We start from the raw sequence: 20,783 nt of genomic DNA on the forward strand, positions 1-20,783 counted from the left end.
CATCCATCTCCGCCAACCTCATGAGTTGCGGAAGATGAGGAGTTGCTAGTCCCCAGCTTAATTAATCAACTATTCACGCTACCTTGCCAGCCTCTCAGGACTGAGTTAAAGGTACAACTTTATACCAAAGGAATTATCCCACGTTCGACATAAGATGTCAAGGGGCAGCAGCAGTAAATACGTACCGCCAGCCTTTGATTGGATAACTAACATATTTTTTACAGGAAGTTGGCATACTAACAAGAAATTACGGATATTTTGCCAGCAGGAGGGAAACAGATGCAGTCGCACGTATCTCAGCCGCATGAAAAAATCAGCCTGCCCGCTTCGCTCGAAGCGTGTATTAAGCATATTCAGACTGAAATCGGCGGCAGCTCCGATCTCGTCATCAAGTGCTTCTCCTGCCTGCATCTGTGGCCTGGTGCTCTCGTTTATATTGAAGGCATGATAGATGTTCAAATGCTTCATCAGTCGGTTCTAGGCTCTCTTATGGGCTATGCGAATGAGCATACGCCTAAGTTTGATGATCCAAATGATCGTCTGATCCATGTAAAAGAGGACGTTTTAATCGCTGGAAACACCGATTATATCGATGAGATGGAGCTTCTGTTTCATCGCCTGCTGTCTGGGGCTATTATTTTGCTTCTGGATAACAGCTCGCAAGCCATTAGTATTAGTGCAGCTGGCTGGGAAGACCGCAGCATAACCGAGCCACAGTCGCAATCGGTCGTTCGCGGGCCAATGGAGGCGTTCACTGAAAATTTGCGCACGAATACGACTTTAATCCGCAGAAGAATTAAAGATTCTAAGCTTTGGATGGAAACACGGCAAATCGGAAAAATAACAAAAACATCCGTTGCCCTCATGTATGTGAATCATCTCGTCGATAAAGGCGTACTCGAAGAGGTGCGGCGCAGACTGGATGATATTGATATCGACAGTATTTTGGAAAGCGGTTATATTGAGGAGCTGATTCAGGACGTCACGCTTACGCCGTTCCCAACGATTTACAACAGCGAGCGTCCCGATACCGTCGCTGCTGGACTGCTGGAAGGACGGGTAGCTATTATCGTAGACGGCACGCCATTCGTCATGCTTGTCCCTTCACTGTTCGTCCATTTCTTCCAATCGCCCGAGGACTATTATCAGCGTGCAGATATCAGCACCCTGTTGCGGCTCATTCGCTATTTATCCTTTTTCATAGCCATGCTTGCTCCCTCCTTCTATATCGCAATTACGACCTTTCATCAGGAAATGCTGCCCACTGGGCTGCTCGTTAATCTCGCAGCACAGCGCGAGGGCGTACCGTTCCCTGCGTTCATCGAAGCTATGCTTATGGAGCTTACCTATGAAATTTTGCGCGAAGCGGGCGTACGCATTCCGAAAACGGTAGGACAGGCTGTATCCATCGTCGGCACACTCGTTATCGGACAGGCAGCTGTTGACGCTGGGGTCGTATCGGCGGCGATGGTCATTATCGTCTCGATTACCGCCATATCGAGCTATGTCATTCCAGAGAACGGCATGGCGATTTCCGTGCGGATATTGCGCTTTTTACTCATGATTTTAGCGGCAACGTTCGGATTTTTCGGTATTTTGCTCGGACTGCTGGCCATTTTGCTGCATTTGACGAATTTGCGTTCGTTTGGCGCAGCCTACATGAGTCCATTCGGCCCATTCGTAGCCTCAGATATAAAGGATTCACTGTTTCGCATGCCATGGACGCATATGATCAATCGGCCCTATTCCAATGGCAGCGGACAGAAAAAAAGGCAAAAAAAACGTACAAAGCGCTTATAAGGAAGGGGCAGCACAGCACATGAAAAAAACATTCCTTTCCCTGCTGGCCTCCACATTGCTGCTGCTGACATCGGGCTGCTGGGATCGACAGGAAATGAATGATCTGGGTATTGTACTTGCAATGGCAATCGATAAGGGCAAAAACAATATGCTGGAAATATCCTGCCAGATCGTCGTCCCATCAGAGGTCGCCTCCAATTCGGGAAAAAGCACGACAACGCCCGTTACGCTGTATCAGGCAAGCGCCCCCACCATTCTCGAGGCGATACATAAAATAAGTCTTACTAGTCCAAGGATTAATTATTTGTCCCACATTCGCGTTCTTATCTTCAGTGAAGCTGTCGCTAAAATGGGAATTGCTGATGAACTGGAAAATCTAATCAGGCAGCCGGAGGTACGACCAGATTATTATGTTATGGTAGCGCGGCATTCCAGAGCTGCGGATATTCTGAACATTTTAACCCCTCTGGAAAGCATACCAGCCAATAACTTGTTCCTTTCTTTGCAAAATTCTTCCAAAACCTGGGCTCCCACCATAACGGCCTCCTCTGACGATTTATTGGAAAAAATGGTTAGCGACGGTGTGGAGCCTGTACTGACAGGCGTAGAGATTATTGGAAATAAAAGCGAAGGCGGCAGCAAAGATAATTTGACTACAATTAAACCAAAAGCAAATTTGACATTTACCGGAATGGCCGTGCTTAGGAAAGACAAGCTGATCGGATGGATGAATGAGCAGGAAAGCAAAGGCTACAACTATATTACGAATAATGTAAAAAGTACGACGGGCAATTTGCCTTGCCCGGACAATAACGGCAAGCTGAGCATTAGCGTCTTACGATCCCATACCGATGTCATTCCCAAGCTTGTAGACAACAGACCTGTCATGCTTATTAAAATCAACCATATGTCCAGCATTATGGGAGACAGCTGCACTACGCCAATCTCTGGTCAGAAACAAATCAAGGCAATAGAAGAAATGGCAAGCGAAAAAATAATCAGATTGATGAAAAAAACCATTGCCACTGCTCAAAAACGTTATAAAGTAGATATTTTCGGGTTTGGGCTAAACATTAGCCGCAACAATCCGAAGCTGTGGGCACAGCTCGGCGATCATTGGGAAGAGGAGTTTCCAAAGCTGAAAGTAGAATATGAGGTTCATGTCCAGACGCGTCGGGTCGGCATGCTGGACGATTCCATTTTGCAGGATATAAAGGAGTAAAGCGATGTCCCTTCCAACCCTTGTTGTGTTATGCGTGTCCATCTCCTTTGGTATGATTCAAATGCCCGCCCTGTTCAAAAAAAAGCTAAAACGCGAAGCATGGGCGTATTTCTTTTTGCTAAGTGCCGGAACGGCTTTCAGCATTTATGCAGCCAATGTGCAGCCCGTGCCAAGCCCGCTTAATGCTTTAATTACCATTTACGAGCCCATTAACCAATTTTTCGACCGGCTGTTTCGATCCTAAGCCATGAAAGGAGCCCTTTGCCATGCTGGAAAAAGGAAGAATTAGCGCTAGGCAGCTGACCGTGCTTATTTTTTTAGCCGTCATCGGCGATATGATTTTAATCATACCTGCTGTAGTAGCGGGCTATGCGCAGCAGGATGGCTGGATAGCCTCCTTGCTCGGCATGCCCATTGGGCTGTTTTTTCTCTGGCTTATGCTCCATTTAAGCAGCTTTTATCCGCAGCTCAATCTCGTTCAAATAAACGACCGCATACTTGGAAAATGGCTTGGAGCGCTCATGAGCTGCGCCTATCTGCTCTTTTTCCTACTGGCCGGATCAACGTTCATCCGGGAAGTAGGCGATTTTTTGACGACACAGCTCTTTCAATCGACACCCATTCGTTACATTCATTTATTATTTGTGCTGATTTTACTTTGGGGCGTATGGAATGGCCTTGAGCCCATTGCCAGAAGCGCTGAAATATTGCTGCCGCTGTTTATTATTATTTGTGTGGGTTTAATCGTGTGCCTGATCCCGCAAATGGATTTGGAACGATTGAAGCCTTTTCTAGGCTCGGAGCGGCTATCCTTTGCCCATGCCACTCTAATGGCCAGCGTCTACCCGTTCGGAGAATTGTGCTCCTTTCTCATGATATTTCCCTATGCTGCAAGGCCGGCTCATCGCCATAAGGATGTGCTGCTCGCCGCCTGGTGCGCCTCCCTGCTCCTGTTCTCGCTTGTGTTTATTTCCTTGACCGTACTTGGGGCTTATTTCACCGAGCACAATATTTATTCCACTTATGTGCTGACGCAAAAAATTAACATTGGCGCTTTTCTACAACGAATAGAAGCTTTCATGGCAACAGCGTGGGTCATTTCGACCTTCTTCAAAACGGTACTCTATTTTTACGCGTTTATGGTAGGGACGGCACAGTTGCTCAGGCTTTCTACTGCAAAGCCGCTGATCATCCCGACGTCATTTCTGATGTTCGGCCTGGCGATGATGGTGGCGCCCAATCTTTTATATTATGTTAAAACCATTGTCCCTTATTGGATTGACTGGGATTTCACCTATGCCTTTGTGCTGCCTCTGCTGCTCATTGTCGTTTATTATATGAAGAAAAAATTCAAACAAGGATAACCAACGCGAGAACAGCAGCGCTGCAAATAAGAACTAGCCGTATCCATACTTATTATTAAAAAAAGCTCCGCAACCTGAGGTTGCGAAGCTTTTTTTTAACGCATATCTTATGCAAGCCGCTTGGCTTACAGCGACATTTTGCGAATACGCTCAACCGCTTTTTCCGTGTTCTCGCGGCTGCCGAAGGCAGTCAGGCGGAAGTAGCCTTGGCCGCTTTGTCCAAAGCCGACGCCTGGCGTACCAACGATGTTCGCTTCCGAGAGCAGCTTGTCGAAAAATGCCCATGAATCAAGGCCGTGTGGCGTTTTGAGCCAAATGTAAGGCGCATTTACGCCGCCAAATACTTCAAGGCCGAGCGAAGCAAGACCGTCGCGAATAATTTTCGCATTCGTCATGTAGTAGTCAACCAGCGCTTTAATCTGCTCTTTGCCTTCTGGCGAGTAGATCGCTGCTGCACCGCGCTGAGTAACGTAAGACACACCGTTGAACTTCGTTGTGTGACGACGGTTCCACAGATCATTAATCAATACTTCCTTGCCGTTGTCATCGAAGCCTTTCAGCTCGCGAGGAACGACGGTGTAGGCACAACGAACGCCTGTGAAGCCTGCCGTTTTGGAGAAGCTGCGGAATTCGATGGCGACTTCCTTCGCGCCTTCGATTTCATAAATGCTATGCGGCACATCCGATTCTTGGATGAAGGCTTCATAAGCTGAATCGTAAAGAATGATGCAGTTGTTGCTTTTCGCATAATCAACCCATTTTTGCAATTCCTCGCGGGAAAGCGTCATGCCCGTCGGGTTGTTCGGATAACAAAGGTATATCAGATCCACCTTGCGGTCTGGCAGGCTTGGCGTGAAATTGTTTTCCGCCGTGCACTCCAGGTAAACGATATTTTCATAACGCTTCGAATCAGTATTGTATTTGCCGGAGCGTCCAGCCATCACATTCGTGTCCACATAAACCGGATAAACCGGATCTTGAACAGCGACGATGCTGTTTTGGCTAAAAATCTCCTGAATGTTGCCGACGTCGCATTTCGAGCCATCGCTCAAAAAGACTTCGTTCGTTTGAATATCGACGCCGCGTGCCTTGTAATCATTCTCGATAACTGCATTAATCAAGAAATCATACCCTTGCTCCGGGCCATAGCCGCGGAATGAACCAGGTACAGCCAGCTCGTCCACTGCTTCATGCATCGCTTTAACAACCGCTTCCGGCAAACCCCGCGTAACGTCGCCAATCCCTAAGCTGATAATTTCAGCATTTGGATTTTCTTTAATAAACTGTGTACGGCGTTTCGCAATTTCAGAGAATAAATAGCTGCCTTGCAGCTCCTGGTAATTATGATTAATGTTCGTCATTATTTATCACCAATCCTTTAACTACTAGAATAGCTTACTTTTCCCTGAGACTTAATAAAGGATTTGCCCAAAAGTTTGTATTTTTGCGCTACTGCAAGGCTGCACACCTGCCGACCTGTCTTCGATTTAACGACCGCGAAGCACGTTCAATACATGGTTCATATCGCCAGGAATCGGCGCTTCGAAATGCATGAGCTCGCCTGTGCGCGGATGCTTAAAGCCAAGCACGGCTGCATGCAAGGCTTGCCCCTTGAGCGCGACCGTTTTATTGCGTCCATACATCGGATCGCCTGCCAGCGGATAGCCGATATATTTTAGATGCACGCGGATTTGATGCGTGCGCCCTGTTTCCAGCTGAAGCTCCACTAGCGAATAGTCTTCCCCAATACGCTCGATAACCATGAAATGCGTGACCGAATGCTTGCTGTTGCGCTCCGTGACCGTGAACATTTTACGATCATTCGTATCTCTGCCGATCGGCGCATCTATCGTGCCATGGTCATGCGGCAAATTGCCATGCACCAAACCGATATATTTGCGCGTAATGGTGTGGTCCTTCAGCTGCGCAGCGAGCGAAGCGTGAGCCAAATCATTTTTCGCAATCATCAGCAGTCCTGAAGTGTCCTTGTCAATGCGGTGGACGATGCCGGGACGCAGTACACCGTTAATGCCCGACAAGTCTTTGCAATGATACATGAGCGCGTTGACAACGGTACCGGATGAATGACCCGGCGCAGGGTGAACGACTAGTCCACGCGGCTTATTAATGACGATAACGTCGCTATCCTCATAGACGATATCAAGCGGAATATTTTCAGGATCGATGACCGCCTCTTCCAGTTCTGGAATCGTAACGACGATAACATCGCCGGCAGCAACTTTATAATTTCTTTTGCCTATTTGTCCGTTCACCGTAACCGCCTCAGCCTTAAGCCATTCCTGTACTTGCGTACGCGATATTGCCGGATCATCCATCGCTTCGGTTACGACTTTATCCAGACGTTCGCCAGCTTGATCCTCGTCAATGACAAACCCCACTTGTTCCTGTTCTTCCTGATCCATCTCTTGCTCTACCTCTTGTCCATCAAACGGTTTGCTGCTCATTCGGGTTAGACTCCTTATCCTCTTCACTTCTCATTTGATCCTGCTTCTCTTGTTTCGAGGTCAGCAAGGCATCAATCAATATCAGTACGACACCTACACAAATCGCCGAATCAGCGACATTAAAAATCGGGAATGAATAGCTGCCGAAATTAAACAGCAGGAAATCGACAACTTCGCCGTACATCGCCCGGTCAAGAAAATTGCCGAATGCTCCGCCAAGCACAAGTCCAAGACCTGTTAACAACCATACTTTGCCGAGTTTCCGAGTCGTTTGTATGTACCAGATAATCGCGGCTAAAATAACAATTGTAATGACGATAAAAAATAAACGCTGCTCCTGCAAGATACCAAAGGCAGCTCCCCTGTTGCGATGCGAAGTAATGTAAAAGAAATTGCCAATTACACTAATCAAATCACCCAGGTTCATCTTTGTCGCAATTATTTTCTTCGTTATAAAATCTACAACAAATACGAATAAAGCGATCCAGTAGTAGTAATAACGCATCTACTTTCTCCTTTCGTTGTGCATGCAAGGCCTATCCATCTGCATAACATTCCGTCATATGTCCCAAGCTATTGTAGCATAGTCAATATGGAATGAGCCAGCCTCTGCGGCGCAGAGGACTAAATGAACAAAGGACGGTGCCTGACATGCGGCTGCCTACGATGGAACAGCTTAGCGAGCTTCACGCTCGATTAATATCGGACAAGCAAGACATTGAACAACGACTTGAGCATAACGGGCATTATGGCCTTGATTCCGAGTGGAAAGCAAGCAACAGCGAGCTGTCAGCGGTGGACAATCATCCAGCAGATGCTGGAACCGATTTATTCGAGCGCAGCAAGGATATTGCCCTGCTGGAGCAAGAGGAGCTGCATTTGAACAGAATCGATGCGGCGCTGGAAGCTTTTCAAAACGGGACCTATGGTTCCTGCATCGTGTGCAAGGAGCCGATTCCTTATGAGCGGCTGGAGGCGATTCCCGATTGCTTATATTGTCTAGACCATGCCCCTCGTCAGGATCTAACTTATCATCGTCCTGTGGAGGAAGAAACAATCCAACTGCCTTACGGCTATTCCAGTGAAAAAGCATATACGGGCTGGGCCGGCTTCGACGGTGAGGATGCTTGGCAAATTGTCGAGCAATGGGGCAACTCGGACTCCCCGGCCATGTCTGCTAACCGCGAGGCCACCGATTATGAGCATATTGGCTCTGCTTCAGAGGAAAATGAAGGTTTTGTGGAGCAGCTTGAAAGCTTCGTCGCCACCGATATAACCGGACGCCATGTGTCCATTATTCATAATTCACAATATAAGCGTTATATGGAAAGCAACGAAGGCGACCATCATTTGGAGCAGGACACTTAAAGCCATTTCGCTAACGGACGGCCGCTTCCGTTATTTGTTCATAAAATGCCCCTGCTCTTGCCCTACTGGCGTTATGAATAAATAGCGGAGCGTTGGTCCGTGTATGTAAACAGCTGCTTAGTAGTTTTTCCCTTCCAGCTGAATCTGCACGATGCGAACGATATCCGCGATATAGTCGCCGATAATCGGCAAATTGAGCGCCCCTAATATTTGCAATACATACAGAATCGTCGCTGCAAAAAAGGTAAAGCCAATCGCGATTCCGACGCCTCTGGCCAATCCGGCAAGCACATTGCGCCATATGAGGCTAATCGGCCGATTGAGCAAATCTACATATTCTGCGATTTGCGTACGCTCCATTTCTGCCGCTATTTTGCTCAGCTTGCTATCCAGCTTGCTCAGCGTATGTTCAAGCGACTGCTCTTCCTTCACTGAACGAATCGGCTTGCGCTCCTGCTCTTTCATCTCGGCATCCCTCCTAGGCATAAAATAAGGAAAAAACGAGCATAGGCTATGCTCGTTTTTTATTAGCTCCTTATACTATATCCTTAAACGCCTTTTTCTTATGCTGATTAAAAGAAGCTCGGCACAAAATTGTTCGCGCCTACACCTTCGCCTTCGTTTTAACCCTTGATCAAAATACCAATTTCCTTCTCGCCCAATTGGATCCGCTCGCTGCCTTCCAGCTCTTCATAGGAAACGCTGCTCAGCAGTACATTTTCCTCCAGCACATGGCTGAAAGCTTCAAGCGCTGCGCGCAGACCTTCATCGACGCTAAGCACCAGGTCAATGCGCTTCTCGATTGGCAGATCCAGCTTTTTGCGCGTATCTTGAACCGCACGGATCACTTCACGCACCCAGCCCTCTTGCTCCAGCTCTGGCGTAATGTCCGTGTTCAAGGCTACGGTAATGCCGCTGCCCGAGGCGGACGCAAAGCCGGATTTCGCTTGCTTCTCAACGAGAAGCTCCTCGACAGGAATGAACAGCTCCTCGGCATCCACCGCCATAGCGAGCGAGCCATGCGCTATAATGGCGCGCGTCTCGTCTGCCGTCAGCGATTTCAGATGCGCCTGAATCGGACCAACGTTTTTGCCGTATTTTTTACCAGCGACTTTGAGGTTCAGCTTGAATGTAAAATCAACAAATCCGCTGTCGCTGTTTTGCACAACGATCGATTTGACATTGATTTCATCCTTCACAATGACCTCATAGCCTGCTACATCAAACTCACGGTCAAGGGACACGATCAGCTCAGACAGCGGCTGACGCGTCTTGATGCCCGTTTCGTTGCGGACGTTGCGGGCAAGCTCGACGATTTGCTTCGCGCTCTCCATATCCTGCTCTAGCGTTAGGTCAATAGCGGACTCGTCTGCTGTAGGATAGTTTGCGAGATGGACGCTTTCTCCGCCCCCAAGATTGCCATAGAGATCTTCCGCCAGCAGCGGCGCATATGGTGCAATGACGCGTGCCAGTGTCAGGAGCACATGACGCAGCGTTTGATAGGCATTGATCTTATCCTCGGTCAGGCCGCTGCCCCAGAAACGGTCACGCGAACGACGGATATACCAGTTGCTCAGCTCGTCAACGAAAATTTCAATCGCCTTCGCCGGATTCAGGAAGTCATTACCGTCAAGGCCCTTCACAGTCGTCTTAATCAGGCTGTTCAGACGCGAGACGATCCAGCGATCCAGCTTATTCGCCGAATGACGCTCTTCATGCTTTTGGTGCTCGAAGCCATCGATGGTTGCATACAGCGCATAGAAAGCATGCGTGTTGACAATGGTGTCAATGACTTTGGATTTTGCTTCGCCAACGATCGAACGAGAGAAGCGTTTGCTGTTCCACGGTGCGCTATCCGCAAGCAAGGCCCAACGGAAAGCATCCGTGCCGTACTCGTTGATAATTTCCCAAGGATCAATAACATTGCCTTTGGATTTGGACATTTTCTGACCATTTTCATCCAAAATATGTCCGGTCGAAATAACCGCCTTATACGGCGCTTTGCCGTTGTAGAGCGTCGATACCGCTAGCAGGCTGTAGAACCAGCCGCGCGTCTGATCGATGCCTTCGCAAATAATATCAGCCGGATACTGCTCGGCGAAACGCTCGGCATTTTCAAAAGGCACATGATGCTGAGCAAACGGCATCGAGCCGCTGTCGAACCATACATCAATCACTTCCGGCGTACGCGTCATGACTGCGCCTTCGGCAAACGGCGATTTCAGCTTGATTTCATCGACGTAAGGCTTATGCAGCTCAATGTCCTCCGGCACGTCGCCAACTGCACGCTCGCGCAGATCGGCAATGCTGCCAGGCGAATATTGCTTGCCTGTCGCTTCGCAAATCCATACGTTCAGCGGCGTTCCCCAATAACGGTTGCGGCTGATGTTCCAGTCCACTAGATCCTCAAGGAATTTGCCGAAGCGTCCATCGCGGATGTGGCCTGGGTACCAATCAACCCCATTGTTGTTAGCGATCAGCTGATCTTTAACTGCAGTCGTCTCAATGAACCAGCTTTCTGTCGCGTAATACAAGAGCGGCGATTTACAACGCCAGCAGAACGGATAGCTATGCTCGTAACGCTCCTTCGAGAACAGCAGGCCGCGCTCGCTGAGCATTTTCACAATGTCGACATCGCAATCCTTGACGAAGCGTCCAGCGAGGTCCGTCACTTCATCGACATAACGGCCGGCATTGTTCACGACGTTCAGCATGCTGATGCCATTCTGGCGTGCCACTCTGTAGTCATCCTCACCGTGAGCCGGCGCAATGTGTACGATACCTGTACCGCTCGTATCGCTTACGAAATCGCCAGCGATGACTTTATGTGCATTTTCTACGGCAACGTAGCTGAAAGGCGGCTCGTAGCTTTGGCCTACCAGCTCGGAGCCCTTGAGCGAGGACAGCACTTCGTGCTCCTCCTTAAATACGCTCTCCACCAGGTTTTGAGCAACGATAAATACTTCGCCGCCACTTGCTACACGGACGTATTCAAGCTCAGGATTGACAGCTAATGCTACGTTTGCTGGCAAGGTCCAAGGTGTAGTCGTCCATGCCAGTACAGATTCGCCGCTGCCAGCGAGCTTAAACTTGACAGTGGCGCTCAAATCTTTAACGTCCTCATAGCCCTGCGCAACCTCGTGGGAGCTTAGCGTCGTTTGGCAGCAAGGGCAATACGGGCTGACGCGGTGGCCGCGATACAGCAAGCCCTTGTTATGAATCGTCGAAAGAATATGCCACACACTTTCGATATATTCGTTTTTAAGCGTAATGTACGGGTTATCCAGATCTGTCCAATAAGCGATGCCCTCGGTCAGCTCACGCCACTGCTTCTCATATTCAAAGACGCTGTCCTTGCATTTTTTGATAAAAGCTTCTACGCCGTAATTCTCGATCTCCTGCTTGCCAGAAATGCCGAGCTGCTTCTCAACGCCAAGCTCAACAGGCAGGCCATGCGTATCCCAGCCCGCTTTGCGAACAACGCGGTAGCCGGACATCGTTTTGTAGCGGCAAATAAAGTCTTTAATGACACGGCCCAGCACGTGGCCGATATGCGGCGCGCCGTTAGCGGTCGGAGGACCTTCATAAAATACGAAATTCGGCTTGCCCTCGCGGTTTTCAATCGATTTTTTGAACGTATCGTTATCCGCCCACTGCTTCAATACGCGAAGCTCGCGCGTTCTTGCTTTTTCCTTCACATCTACACGTTGCATCTTCAATTTCCTCCCGAAAAAAAAATAAAGCCCCGCCCCTGTAGAAGGGACGAGGCTTGCTCGCGTTACCACCCTTGTTCCGTCAGCTACACTGCATAAGCAGCCTAAAAGACGGCACCTTTGGCGTGAATGCCTTAGCATCCACGGTCCTTGTAACGGAGGACAGACCGTCAGCCCTTACTCCTCGTACCTTACAGCCTTAAAACGCAGCTGGTCAGGCAAAGTTTCGGCGCCGCTTCTCGGAGAGGATATTCTGTAACCGCTTGAACGTCGTCTTGCAGCAAAGCAACGACTCTCTGGGGATCAAGCAACGATACATACTCGTTCTCGTCAACGAAGTTTTACATCTGAACAATCATTAATCCTATTTATAGCGTATCGCTGACCTGTTGTCAATCAGCCTTGTGCGGATTAACCGCGGGAAAGCTGTTCCAGCTCCGGATGCTGGCCTGGATCAAGCGTTCTCCAATCGTCCTGGCTGAGCAGCTCCAGCTGCGCTTCTACAAGCGTACGGAACCGTGCACGGAAGATCGACGCCTGCTTCTTCAGCTCTTCAACCTCAACCGATACTTTGCGCGACTTGCTCAGCGAGTCATTAATAATGCGATCCGCATTTTTCTCCGCTTCCTTGATGATCAGCTGCGCTTCCTTCTTCGCATTGCTTCGAACCTCGTCAGCCGCCTCTTGTGCGACGATAATCGTCTTGCTCAGCGTCTCTTCGATGTTTGAGAAATGGTTCAGCTTCTCCTGCATATTAAGGATCTGGTTTTGCAGCTCCTTATTTTCGCGGATAATCGTTTCATAATCTTTAATGACCTGGTCAAGAAACTCATTGACCTCATCCTCGTCATAGCCGCGCAACCGGCGACCAAATTCCTTATTATGTATGTCCAATGGCGTTAACGGCATCGGCGCACCTCCTCGACTTATTTCCATACCGGAAAACATTTGCTGTGGAAAGGATTCGACAACCGCCAGCAAAATCCTGCAATAGGGCTAAATAAATTTGCCTACCTTCAGCCGAATTCTGCCTTTCTTCGTCACGCCATCCGCCTCCAAAACTTTAAATCGGCCCAGCCCTTTGATTGATACGACATCGCCTTCACGCAATTGCTCGGACGGGTCCTCCACCGTTTTCCAGTTCACCCGGCATCTGCCGGCGCGGATAGGATCTACGATCTTTGTACGGCTGATTCGATGCACATCGCTCGCAATACCATCCACCCGCATTGAAGCTACTGTAAAGCTCATTTCCTGCAGCTCCGGCACCACTGGCAATAAAGAGGACAATGGAATAATTTCAGTCAATACGCTCGCCCGGTGCACCTGCCTCAAATGAACGTTCAAATAATCCGCAATGTCTTCCGTCATCATAATGTGAGTGAAGGTTTCATGGACATGAATGTCCCCTACCCGGTCACGCTTTATGCCAAGGCCCAGCAAGGCGCCAAGATAGTCACCATGATCGAGCTGCTGGCTTGTCCCGCCAGGGCCGCTGACCTGAACCTCCAGCACAGCGATAGCGGCAAGCTCCTGATCCAGATCCCGATAATCTGGCCCAATAATCGCCCGGCGGCGCTCGGCCTCAGGATAACCGCCATCAAGCCTCAGCTCCACATCCGGATGACGATTGACGAGGCTTTGCACGATTTGCGCCTGTCTCGGGTCCAAAAAATCGGTCCGCTTCAGCTCATGCTGCTGTGCGGACCGTTCCACCCATTCCCATGCCCGGTCAACGAATGGCTTCTCGTCCGGGTGGAAATGGTCATATATAGGTAATTTCATTGAAATTCCCTTCCTAACTTTTGAAGTCTAGCCCGGCAGTATAAAGCCTACTACCGCAATGAGCCCCATTGCCACAAAACGAAGCGCAAAAATCGCTACGATTGGGGAAATATCGATCATGCCACCAATCGATGGAATGAAACGGCGGAAAATGCCTAAGTAAGGCTCAACCAGCTTGCCTAAAAATACGCCGATAAAGCTTTCGCGCGCATTCGGCAACCACGACATTAAAACATAACCAATAATCATAAAGCTGTAAATACTTTGAAGGTTCATAATGAACCCTGATACACTACTAAACAATCGGTGGTCACCTCATTTGGGAGTATTCATTGTCCTCTGCCATCATTTCCGTAATCGACCCTTGAATTTCAACCGAATCCGGCGTACATAGGAAAATGTTCGGGCCAAGCTTCGAAATATTGCCACCCAAAGCGTACACTGTACCGCTGAGGAAATCAACAATGCGAAGCGCCAAGTCTGTACGCACACGCTGCAGGTTCACAATGACGGCACGTCGCGAACGCAGATGATCGGCAATATCCTGCGCCTCATCGTAGGAGCGCGGCTCGCTCAAGATGACTCGTACATTTTTCTGCGAATGTATGCTTACAATGTTGTTGCCCTTTGTATTTTTACGTGCTTCGAACGGAGAGGTTTCAATTTCATGGTCTGGCTCCTCCGGCTGCGCGCTTCTTTCCCGTTCAATGATCTCTTCTTCCTCCTGCAAACCAAGAAAATTCATAAACTTATTCATAACGCCCATTCGTCATCCCTCTTTTCCCACAAGTATCGTTCCTAATCTAATCCACGTTGCGCCTTCTTCAATCGCGACCTCAAAGTCGCTTGACATACCCATGGAAAGCTCCGTCAGCGGAGCGTTCAAAACCACTGCCCTATTCATCTTATCCCTCAGCTCCCGCAAGGCGCGGAATACAGGCCGGGTCTGCTCAGCTTCAGCCTCATAAGGCGCCATCGTCATTAAGCCAACGGGCTGTACATACTGAAAGCCTTTAATCGCTTCCAAAAGCTCCGGCAGCTGCTCCGGTTCAAGGCCATGCTTGGAGTCTTCGCCCGATACATTAACCTGAATCATACAGGGCACCTGCACGCCAAGCTGCGCTGCTCGCTTCTCAATCGCCTGTGCAAGCGACAAACGATCCAGCGAGTGAATGTATGTAAACTTCCCTATGACATCTTTAACCTTATTCGTCTGCAGCGAACCGATGAAATGCCAGATGGCTTGTCCATCGCCTCCTTCGGCTGTCTCGCCACTAATCGCTTCCCACTTGGGCAGCGCGTCCTGAAAGCGGTTTTCGCCTAAATGGCGAAGCCCCTCGTCAAACGCCTGTACAGCGGTAGCGAGCGATACATATTTAGTCACCGCAATAACGTTCACATCCTCCGGCTTACGACCGCTTCTCTCGCACGCTGCATCGATCCGGCGCTGTACTTCTGCTATTCGCTCTGTTAATGAGCTCTCCAATTTCGTCACCTCTTTGCAATCCCTATCCAGCTGGCCATTCGTCCTGTTTTGCCGCCCTCCATCCGATGGGAGAAAAACAGATCTTGACGACAGCCAGTACACCACAGTGTTAATTCGATATGGATCGGCATAATTCCTGCTTTTATCATAATCTGACGGTTAATTTCTTTCAAGTCGACCATCGCCTTGCCATTTGGCAGCAGCTTCATCAACTTATTACGCGCTTCTTCGCCCTGCAAAGCGAATGTATCCAGCATAGGCTGCACCTTGCTCGTGACCGTTTGATCCACCTCATAACAGCAGCCGCCAATCGATGGTCCGATGGCTGCGCGCACATGCTCTGCTCTTGTGCCATATTGCGCGGTCATCGCCTCGAGCGTCACTTTGGCAATGTTCGCAACGGTTCCTTTCCAGCCTGCATGGGCAAGCGCTACCGCCTGATGCTCCGGATCATAAAAATAAAGCGGTACGCAATCGGCATAAAAGGAGGCGAGCAAAATGCCCGGCACATCCGTCATCAGGGCATCGGTATCCGCAATCGCATCGCTGCGGGAATCCCTACCCCGCCCAGCGTCCTGCTCGGTTACTTTATATACATCAGCGCCATGCACCTGCTCCGCGCAGGTCCACGCCTCGAAGGGAAAGCCGGCCGCAGCAGCAACCCGCTGGCGGTTGAGAACGACGTCTGGGTCGGCATCGCCGACATGGAGCCCCATATTCAGCGTCGCCCAAGGCGCGGCGCTTACACCGCCATCGCGGCCGGTAAAACCGGCTGTCAGCTGTTTATTTTCATCCATCCAATTAGACAACAAAAAAAGCGAAGGATTCTTCGCTGAATGATTCCACTTAAAAGCTTCCATTCGGGTCATCACCTCTTTATGCAGTTTACCCTGTTATCCTCTGGCGTGCAAATCCTCTTCCTCCAGGCGCTGCTTCGTTTCATCCATGCGAACGAGCACAACATCTGCCCCGATTTTCACAATGTTGCGCCAAGGAATGACGACCTCGCCGCCAGGCCCGCCAAACAGCCCCATAAAGCGGCTATACTGCGGAATGACAATCGAATCGATACGTCCCTGCCGCAAATCCAGCTCCAAATCGGTAATATGTCCAAGCTTCTTGCCGTCCACAATATTAATGACATCCTTCGTCTGAAAATCAGATATTTTCATCTTCTGCTCACCACTTTTCCAGCGGGATGAATAACTTTTTTTATGACCGGGCACCCTGCCTAGCCTAGCTATGCTGTCTCTTATATCAGTATATGTAAGACGCGCCCAAAATGTCCTCTTTCGCAAAATAACCGCCTTTAGCAGCGGTCAGCAAGCATAATCAGCTGCCTCTTCCCTTGCAAAAAGCGTTTAAAAGGCACTAAAAGGCAATTAAAAAGACCGGACATCATTGTCCGGCCTGCTTCCCAAAAGGCGAGCTGCGTGAAAATTAAGCCTTCACGCAGCCCTGCATCTTTTTCACGAGCATCTACGTCTTAACATGCTTCTGCATTTGCTGGATTGCCGACTTTTCTAGGCGTGATACCTGAGCCTGCGAGATTCCGATTTCATCGGCGACCTCCATTTGCGTCTTGCCTTCGAAAAAGCGCATCGACAAAATCATTTTTTCCCGATTGTTCAGCTTATGCATCGCTTCGCGGAGCGCGATTTCCTCGATCCATGACACGTCTTTGTTTTTGTCGTCACTAATTTGATCCATCACATAAATCGGATCGCCGCCGTCATGGTAAATCGGCTCAAACAACGATACCGGGTCCTGGATCGCATCAAGCGCGAACACGACATCTTCCTTTGGAACATTCAGCATTTCGGAAATTTCAAAAATCGTCGGCTCGCGCGAATTTTGATTCGTCAGGCTGTCTCTGGCTTGCAGCGCTTTATAAGCGATATCCCGCAGGCTTCGCGATACGCGAATCGGGTTATTGTCGCGCAAATAACGGCGGATTTCCCCGATAATCATCGGGACGGCATAGGTGGAAAATTTGACGTTCTGGCCAAGATCAAAATTATCTATCGCCTTCATAAGTCCAATGCAGCCGACCTGGAACAAGTCGTCTACAAACTCTCCCCTATTGTTAAACCGTTGAATGACACTGAGCACAAGCCTCAGGTTGCCATTAACCAATTTCTCTCTGGCTGCCCACTCATTGCGGGTTTGCAAAGCGGTGAACAGCTCCCGCATTTCAACATTTGTCAGGACAGGCAGTTTCGCGGTATCCACTCCACAGATCTCGACTTTATTTCGTGCCAACGTGATTACCTCCCAAGGAGAAACATTAATGTTCATTATCTCCTCGGACGCCCGAAATATTCCTGTTTTGACCTCCGCTTTGCAACTCTATGGATTGCCCTTTTATACCATTTTGTTGAACTCCTTGCGCAGCCGCTTAATAATGCGTTTTTCCAAACGCGAAATATAAGATTGAGAGATACCGAGCAGATCGGCAACGTCCTTCTGTGTCTTCTCTTCCCCATCCGCAAGCCCGAAGCGCAGCTCCATAATGATGCGTTCACGCTCCGTCAGCTTGTCGAGCGCCTTATGCAGCAGCTTGCGATCGACCTGCTCCTCAATATTGCGGTAAATCGTATCATTTTCCGTTCCGAGCACATCCGACAGCAGCAGCTCATTGCCATCCCAATCAATATTAAGCGGCTCGTCAAAAGAGACCTCGGTACGCGTTTTATTATTGCGGCGCAAATACATGAGAATTTCATTTTCGATACACCTCGACGCATAGGTGGCCAGCTTGATTTTTTTCTCAGGATCAAAGGTGTTGACCGCTTTAATTAAGCCAATGGCGCCGATGGACACCAAATCCTCAATGTGAATGCCTGTATTTTCGAATTTGCGGGCAATGTATACGACAAGCCTCAGGTTGCGCTCAATGAGCATCGCCCGGATAGCCGTATCCCCAGAAGGCAGCTTGCCCAGCAAATATTCTTCTTCTTCCCGAGTCAAGGGAGGCGGCAGCGCTTCGCTTCCACCAATATAATAAATCTCTTCGCTTTTTAGTCCGAATAAAAATAAAGTCCGATAATAATATAACTGCAGAACCAATTTCCACTTGACGAGCATCCGGCCTATCCCTCCCCGATAATCGTAGTTTTTTCAGTCTCCTGTTTCACATCCGCTTGCGGGGTCTGCACAAGAGCGGGATGAATGATCGCCTGATACGAGCTGTCTGCTGTCAGCTTGCCGCCATCGAGCCCAATCAACACTTTTTTCGCCACATAAATGCAGCCATCCCGCTCTATCCGGACAAAATCCGGCTTTAGCGCCAGCATGAATTGCGAGCCGCGGTTGACGCCGCGGTAAGGAATGAGACGCAATCGATGCTGCCAAATAAAAATATCATCGCCCATGCCTGCTACCAGACGATCCACCTCGGCCTCACGAATGCTTTGCAGCCATGAAGGTGGCAATTCATTTTGCCAAAGAGCGGCTTCAACGACCATTACCGGAGTTCGTGACAACGGATCATAGAGCTGATTGCCCGTATCAATCAATCCGATGCAGCGGAATTCCTGATTTTCAATATGAATACTTACATCGGCAAGATGAGTTTGCACCAACTCCCTTTCACGACGCTGCGTCAACACGGTGCGGTATATATACAGCCCGATACAAAACGCTGCAAATAAATAAATAAGGCTCATTTTCAGTTCAACATGCATGCTTCCATCGACAAAGGCAATCGTTCGCCATACTTCTCCCGAGCCCTGCATCAGCAAATAATAAATGCCGATGATCGCTCCTGCCGCCACAAAATTAACGGCATAAAAGGCTGCCGTCGTGCGAAGAAAATGCTGAGTCGACCCATAACCAAAGGCAATCCATAGCATCAGCATCGAGATGCCTAGCTTGACAACCAAGGTAAACAGGACGGACAGCATCGGAAACAGCATGAGCACGACGTAGCTGGCTCCAACACTTGCAGCGGCGAGCACGCGCCATGGCTTGGCACGAATGTTCCTCGCCCATGCTGTCGTCAGCAGCAGCCCGCCGTCCACTAGCAGCTCCCGCACAAACATGACATCGACATATACAGCCACAATCGTCACCTTCCCGCGAATTCCGTCCGCCAAGCTTGGTGCATGACGCCGGTGAGAACGATTGAGACTAGTATATTAAAATCCTATTTCAAAGTCTGTCTAATCATGACGGGGTGAGCCATCTTTTTTTGTCGAGCGCGTGAATAAAAAACGGCAGGACAAGCGGTCGTTTGACAGCAGCAAAAGTGTTTCGGACTAGCTCCTGCTTGGAACAAGGTGAACCAGCTGTCGCCATCCTCTGGCGGTGCGGCGCGTTTCAGTCCGAGAAATATAGGAAAGGATGAAAAACCATATCCTTTCCTATATTTTAGAGAACGCAAAAAGCCCGCTCCCCAAGGATAACGGGAAAAGCGGACTTTGCTGCAAGCTATAACCGCCATCTAGCGATCGCTGCGTGGACGGTTGCGTAAAAAGGCTGGAATTTCAAGCTGATCGCTCGAAGTGCTGGCACCAAAAGGCTTGACAGACGATGTCGAAGCAGGCGCGGAGGTCGGACTTGCCGGCTGGCGAGTCTCTGATTCTCCTTGCTGCTGCGGCGAGCGTCTAGCAGCCGGTGCGGCCTTGTGCTCAAAGCCAGTCGCAATGACGGTAACTTTGATTTCATCTTTCAAATTATCGTCAATAATGGCACCAAAAATCATATTCACTTCCGGATCGGAAGCGGAAATAACAATTTCAGCTGCTTCATTAACTTCATACAGGCTCAGGTTGCTGCCGCCTGTAATGTTCATAATAACGCCACGTGCGCCATCAATGGACGTTTCCAGCAGCGGGCTCATAATCGCTTTTTTCGCCGCTTCTGCTGCACGGTTCTCACCGCTGGCTTCCCCGATTCCCATCAGTGCAGAGCCGCGCTCTGTCATAATCGTCTTAACGTCTGCGAAGTCAAGGTTGATCAGACCCGGTACTTGGATCAAATCGGAAATACCTTGCACCGCTTGACGAAGCACGTTATCCGCTTCACGGAACGCTTCCAGCATAGGCGTCTTCTTGTCGACAATTTCCAAAAGACGGTCATTTGGGATAACGATCAGTGTATCTACTTTCTCTTTAAGCGCTTCTATGCCCATTTCCGCTTGTGCGGCGCGCTTGCGGCCTTCGAAGGTAAATGGACGGGTTACTACGCCTACAGTCAGCGCTCCGCATTCTCTTGCGATTTCGGCAATAACAGGCGCAGCGCCTGTTCCTGTGCCGCCGCCCATACCTGCGGTAACGAATACCATGTCCGAGCCCTTCAGCTGGTTGAGTGCGAGATCACGAGATTCTTCAGCCGCTTTCTTACCCACTTCCGGGTTAGCGCCCGCGCCAAGTCCACGTGTCAGCTTATCGCCGATTTGCAGCTTATGCTCGGATTTCGACAAATGCAGCGCCTGAGCATCCGTATTGACGGTAATAAAGTCAACACCTTTTACCCCATTTTCAATCATTCGGTTAACCGCATTGCTGCCGCCGCCGCCGACGCCGATTACTTTTATTTGAGCGAGCTGCTCCAATTCCATGTCGAATTCCAACATCA

21 protein-coding genes and 1 other annotated feature are annotated in these 20,783 nt (G+C 49.4%); of the genes, 5 read left to right on the forward strand and 16 right to left on the reverse strand.

The annotated features are described in order from the left end of the window. Window positions 1-279: 279 nt before the first annotated feature. The 4 genes from ACSR9A_RS22775 to ACSR9A_RS22790 are packed head-to-tail and all read left to right on the forward strand — an operon-like array spanning window position 280 to window position 4,386. The gene (locus tag ACSR9A_RS22775; protein ID WP_473759661.1) at window positions 280-1,800 is read left to right on the forward strand and encodes a spore germination protein; all 1,521 of its coding nucleotides are present in this window, start codon (window positions 280-282) and stop codon (window positions 1,798-1,800) included. 19 nt (window positions 1,801-1,819) lie between these two features. Then, window positions 1,820-3,022, forward strand: a complete 1,203-nt coding sequence (locus ACSR9A_RS22780) for a Ger(x)C family spore germination protein (protein WP_473759662.1) — start codon at window positions 1,820-1,822, stop codon at window positions 3,020-3,022. 4 nt (window positions 3,023-3,026) lie between these two features. Beyond that, on the forward strand, window positions 3,027-3,266 hold the full coding sequence (locus ACSR9A_RS22785; protein WP_473759664.1) for a hypothetical protein: 240 nt from the start codon (window positions 3,027-3,029) through the stop codon (window positions 3,264-3,266). A 22-nt stretch (window positions 3,267-3,288) separates the two neighbouring features. Beyond that, window positions 3,289-4,386, forward strand: coding sequence for a GerAB/ArcD/ProY family transporter (locus ACSR9A_RS22790; protein WP_473759666.1), 1,098 nt, complete (start codon window positions 3,289-3,291; stop codon window positions 4,384-4,386). 125 nt (window positions 4,387-4,511) lie between these two features. Here the strand turns inward: ACSR9A_RS22790 and ACSR9A_RS22795 are convergent, their stop codons facing one another. From ACSR9A_RS22795 to lspA, 3 genes are all read right to left on the reverse strand, one after another. Then, the gene (locus ACSR9A_RS22795; RefSeq protein WP_473759667.1) at window positions 4,512-5,747 is read right to left on the reverse strand and encodes an LL-diaminopimelate aminotransferase; all 1,236 of its coding nucleotides are present in this window, start codon (window positions 5,745-5,747) and stop codon (window positions 4,512-4,514) included. 126 nt (window positions 5,748-5,873) lie between these two features. Then, window positions 5,874-6,809: an RluA family pseudouridine synthase gene (locus tag ACSR9A_RS22800; protein WP_473760234.1), complete on the reverse strand. Its 936-nt coding sequence runs from the start codon at window positions 6,807-6,809 to the stop codon at window positions 5,874-5,876. A 22-nt stretch (window positions 6,810-6,831) separates the two neighbouring features. After that, on the reverse strand, window positions 6,832-7,356 hold the full coding sequence (gene lspA / locus ACSR9A_RS22805) for a signal peptidase II (protein ID WP_341282200.1): 525 nt from the start codon (window positions 7,354-7,356) through the stop codon (window positions 6,832-6,834). Between the two features lie 146 nt (window positions 7,357-7,502). Here lspA and ACSR9A_RS22810 point away from each other — a divergent pair, with 146 nt between their 5' ends. Then, the gene (locus ACSR9A_RS22810; protein ID WP_473759669.1) at window positions 7,503-8,219 is read left to right on the forward strand and encodes a TraR/DksA C4-type zinc finger protein; all 717 of its coding nucleotides are present in this window, start codon (window positions 7,503-7,505) and stop codon (window positions 8,217-8,219) included. 117 nt (window positions 8,220-8,336) lie between these two features. Here ACSR9A_RS22810 and ACSR9A_RS22815 read toward each other — a convergent pair whose 3' ends face one another. The 13 genes from ACSR9A_RS22815 to ftsZ all read right to left on the reverse strand — a co-directional run bounded on the left by ACSR9A_RS22815 (window position 8,337) and on the right by ftsZ (window position 20,781). Further along, window positions 8,337-8,684 (reverse strand): DUF5665 domain-containing protein, encoded by a 348-nt coding sequence (locus ACSR9A_RS22815; RefSeq protein WP_473759670.1) that lies wholly within the window; start codon window positions 8,682-8,684, stop codon window positions 8,337-8,339. A gap of 158 nt (window positions 8,685-8,842) precedes the next feature. Next, the gene (gene ileS, locus ACSR9A_RS22820) at window positions 8,843-11,932 is read right to left on the reverse strand and encodes an isoleucine--tRNA ligase (RefSeq protein WP_473759671.1); all 3,090 of its coding nucleotides are present in this window, start codon (window positions 11,930-11,932) and stop codon (window positions 8,843-8,845) included. Window positions 11,933-11,974: 42 nt separating this feature from the next. Beyond that, window positions 11,975-12,275, reverse strand: a binding site (T-box leader). Window positions 12,276-12,343: 68 nt separating this feature from the next. Next, complete coding sequence (locus ACSR9A_RS22825) at window positions 12,344-12,841, reverse strand: DivIVA domain-containing protein (RefSeq protein WP_341282196.1); 498 nt, start codon at window positions 12,839-12,841, stop codon at window positions 12,344-12,346. A gap of 87 nt (window positions 12,842-12,928) precedes the next feature. After that, window positions 12,929-13,717: a YlmH family RNA-binding protein gene (locus tag ACSR9A_RS22830; protein ID WP_473759673.1), complete on the reverse strand. Its 789-nt coding sequence runs from the start codon at window positions 13,715-13,717 to the stop codon at window positions 12,929-12,931. 27 nt (window positions 13,718-13,744) lie between these two features. Continuing rightward, window positions 13,745-14,020, reverse strand: coding sequence for a YggT family protein (locus tag ACSR9A_RS22835; protein WP_488199545.1), 276 nt, complete (start codon window positions 14,018-14,020; stop codon window positions 13,745-13,747). 7 nt (window positions 14,021-14,027) lie between these two features. After that, on the reverse strand, window positions 14,028-14,483 hold the full coding sequence (locus tag ACSR9A_RS22840; RefSeq protein ID WP_341282194.1) for a cell division protein SepF: 456 nt from the start codon (window positions 14,481-14,483) through the stop codon (window positions 14,028-14,030). Between the two features lie 3 nt (window positions 14,484-14,486). Continuing rightward, window positions 14,487-15,203, reverse strand: a complete 717-nt coding sequence (locus ACSR9A_RS22845) for a YggS family pyridoxal phosphate-dependent enzyme (protein ID WP_473759675.1) — start codon at window positions 15,201-15,203, stop codon at window positions 14,487-14,489. Between the two features lie 5 nt (window positions 15,204-15,208). Further along, window positions 15,209-16,063 (reverse strand): peptidoglycan editing factor PgeF, encoded by an 855-nt coding sequence (gene pgeF, locus ACSR9A_RS22850; protein ID WP_473759676.1) that lies wholly within the window; start codon window positions 16,061-16,063, stop codon window positions 15,209-15,211. A 33-nt stretch (window positions 16,064-16,096) separates the two neighbouring features. Then, window positions 16,097-16,375, reverse strand: coding sequence for a YlmC/YmxH family sporulation protein (locus ACSR9A_RS22855; protein WP_046230423.1), 279 nt, complete (start codon window positions 16,373-16,375; stop codon window positions 16,097-16,099). A 307-nt stretch (window positions 16,376-16,682) separates the two neighbouring features. Next, the gene (sigG, locus tag ACSR9A_RS22860; RefSeq protein ID WP_338555683.1) at window positions 16,683-17,465 is read right to left on the reverse strand and encodes an RNA polymerase sporulation sigma factor SigG; all 783 of its coding nucleotides are present in this window, start codon (window positions 17,463-17,465) and stop codon (window positions 16,683-16,685) included. A gap of 102 nt (window positions 17,466-17,567) precedes the next feature. Further along, window positions 17,568-18,290, reverse strand: coding sequence for an RNA polymerase sporulation sigma factor SigE (gene sigE / locus ACSR9A_RS22865; RefSeq protein ID WP_046230421.1), 723 nt, complete (start codon window positions 18,288-18,290; stop codon window positions 17,568-17,570). A 5-nt stretch (window positions 18,291-18,295) separates the two neighbouring features. Continuing rightward, a complete protein-coding gene (gene spoIIGA / locus ACSR9A_RS22870) occupies window positions 18,296-19,300 on the reverse strand; it encodes a sigma-E processing peptidase SpoIIGA (RefSeq protein WP_473759677.1) in 1,005 nt (334 codons plus the stop codon). Between the two features lie 347 nt (window positions 19,301-19,647). After that, window positions 19,648-20,781: a cell division protein FtsZ gene (gene ftsZ, locus ACSR9A_RS22875; protein ID WP_046230419.1), complete on the reverse strand. Its 1,134-nt coding sequence runs from the start codon at window positions 20,779-20,781 to the stop codon at window positions 19,648-19,650. Window positions 20,782-20,783 lie beyond the last annotated feature (2 nt).

The organism is Paenibacillus sp. R-74696, assembly GCF_055814915.1.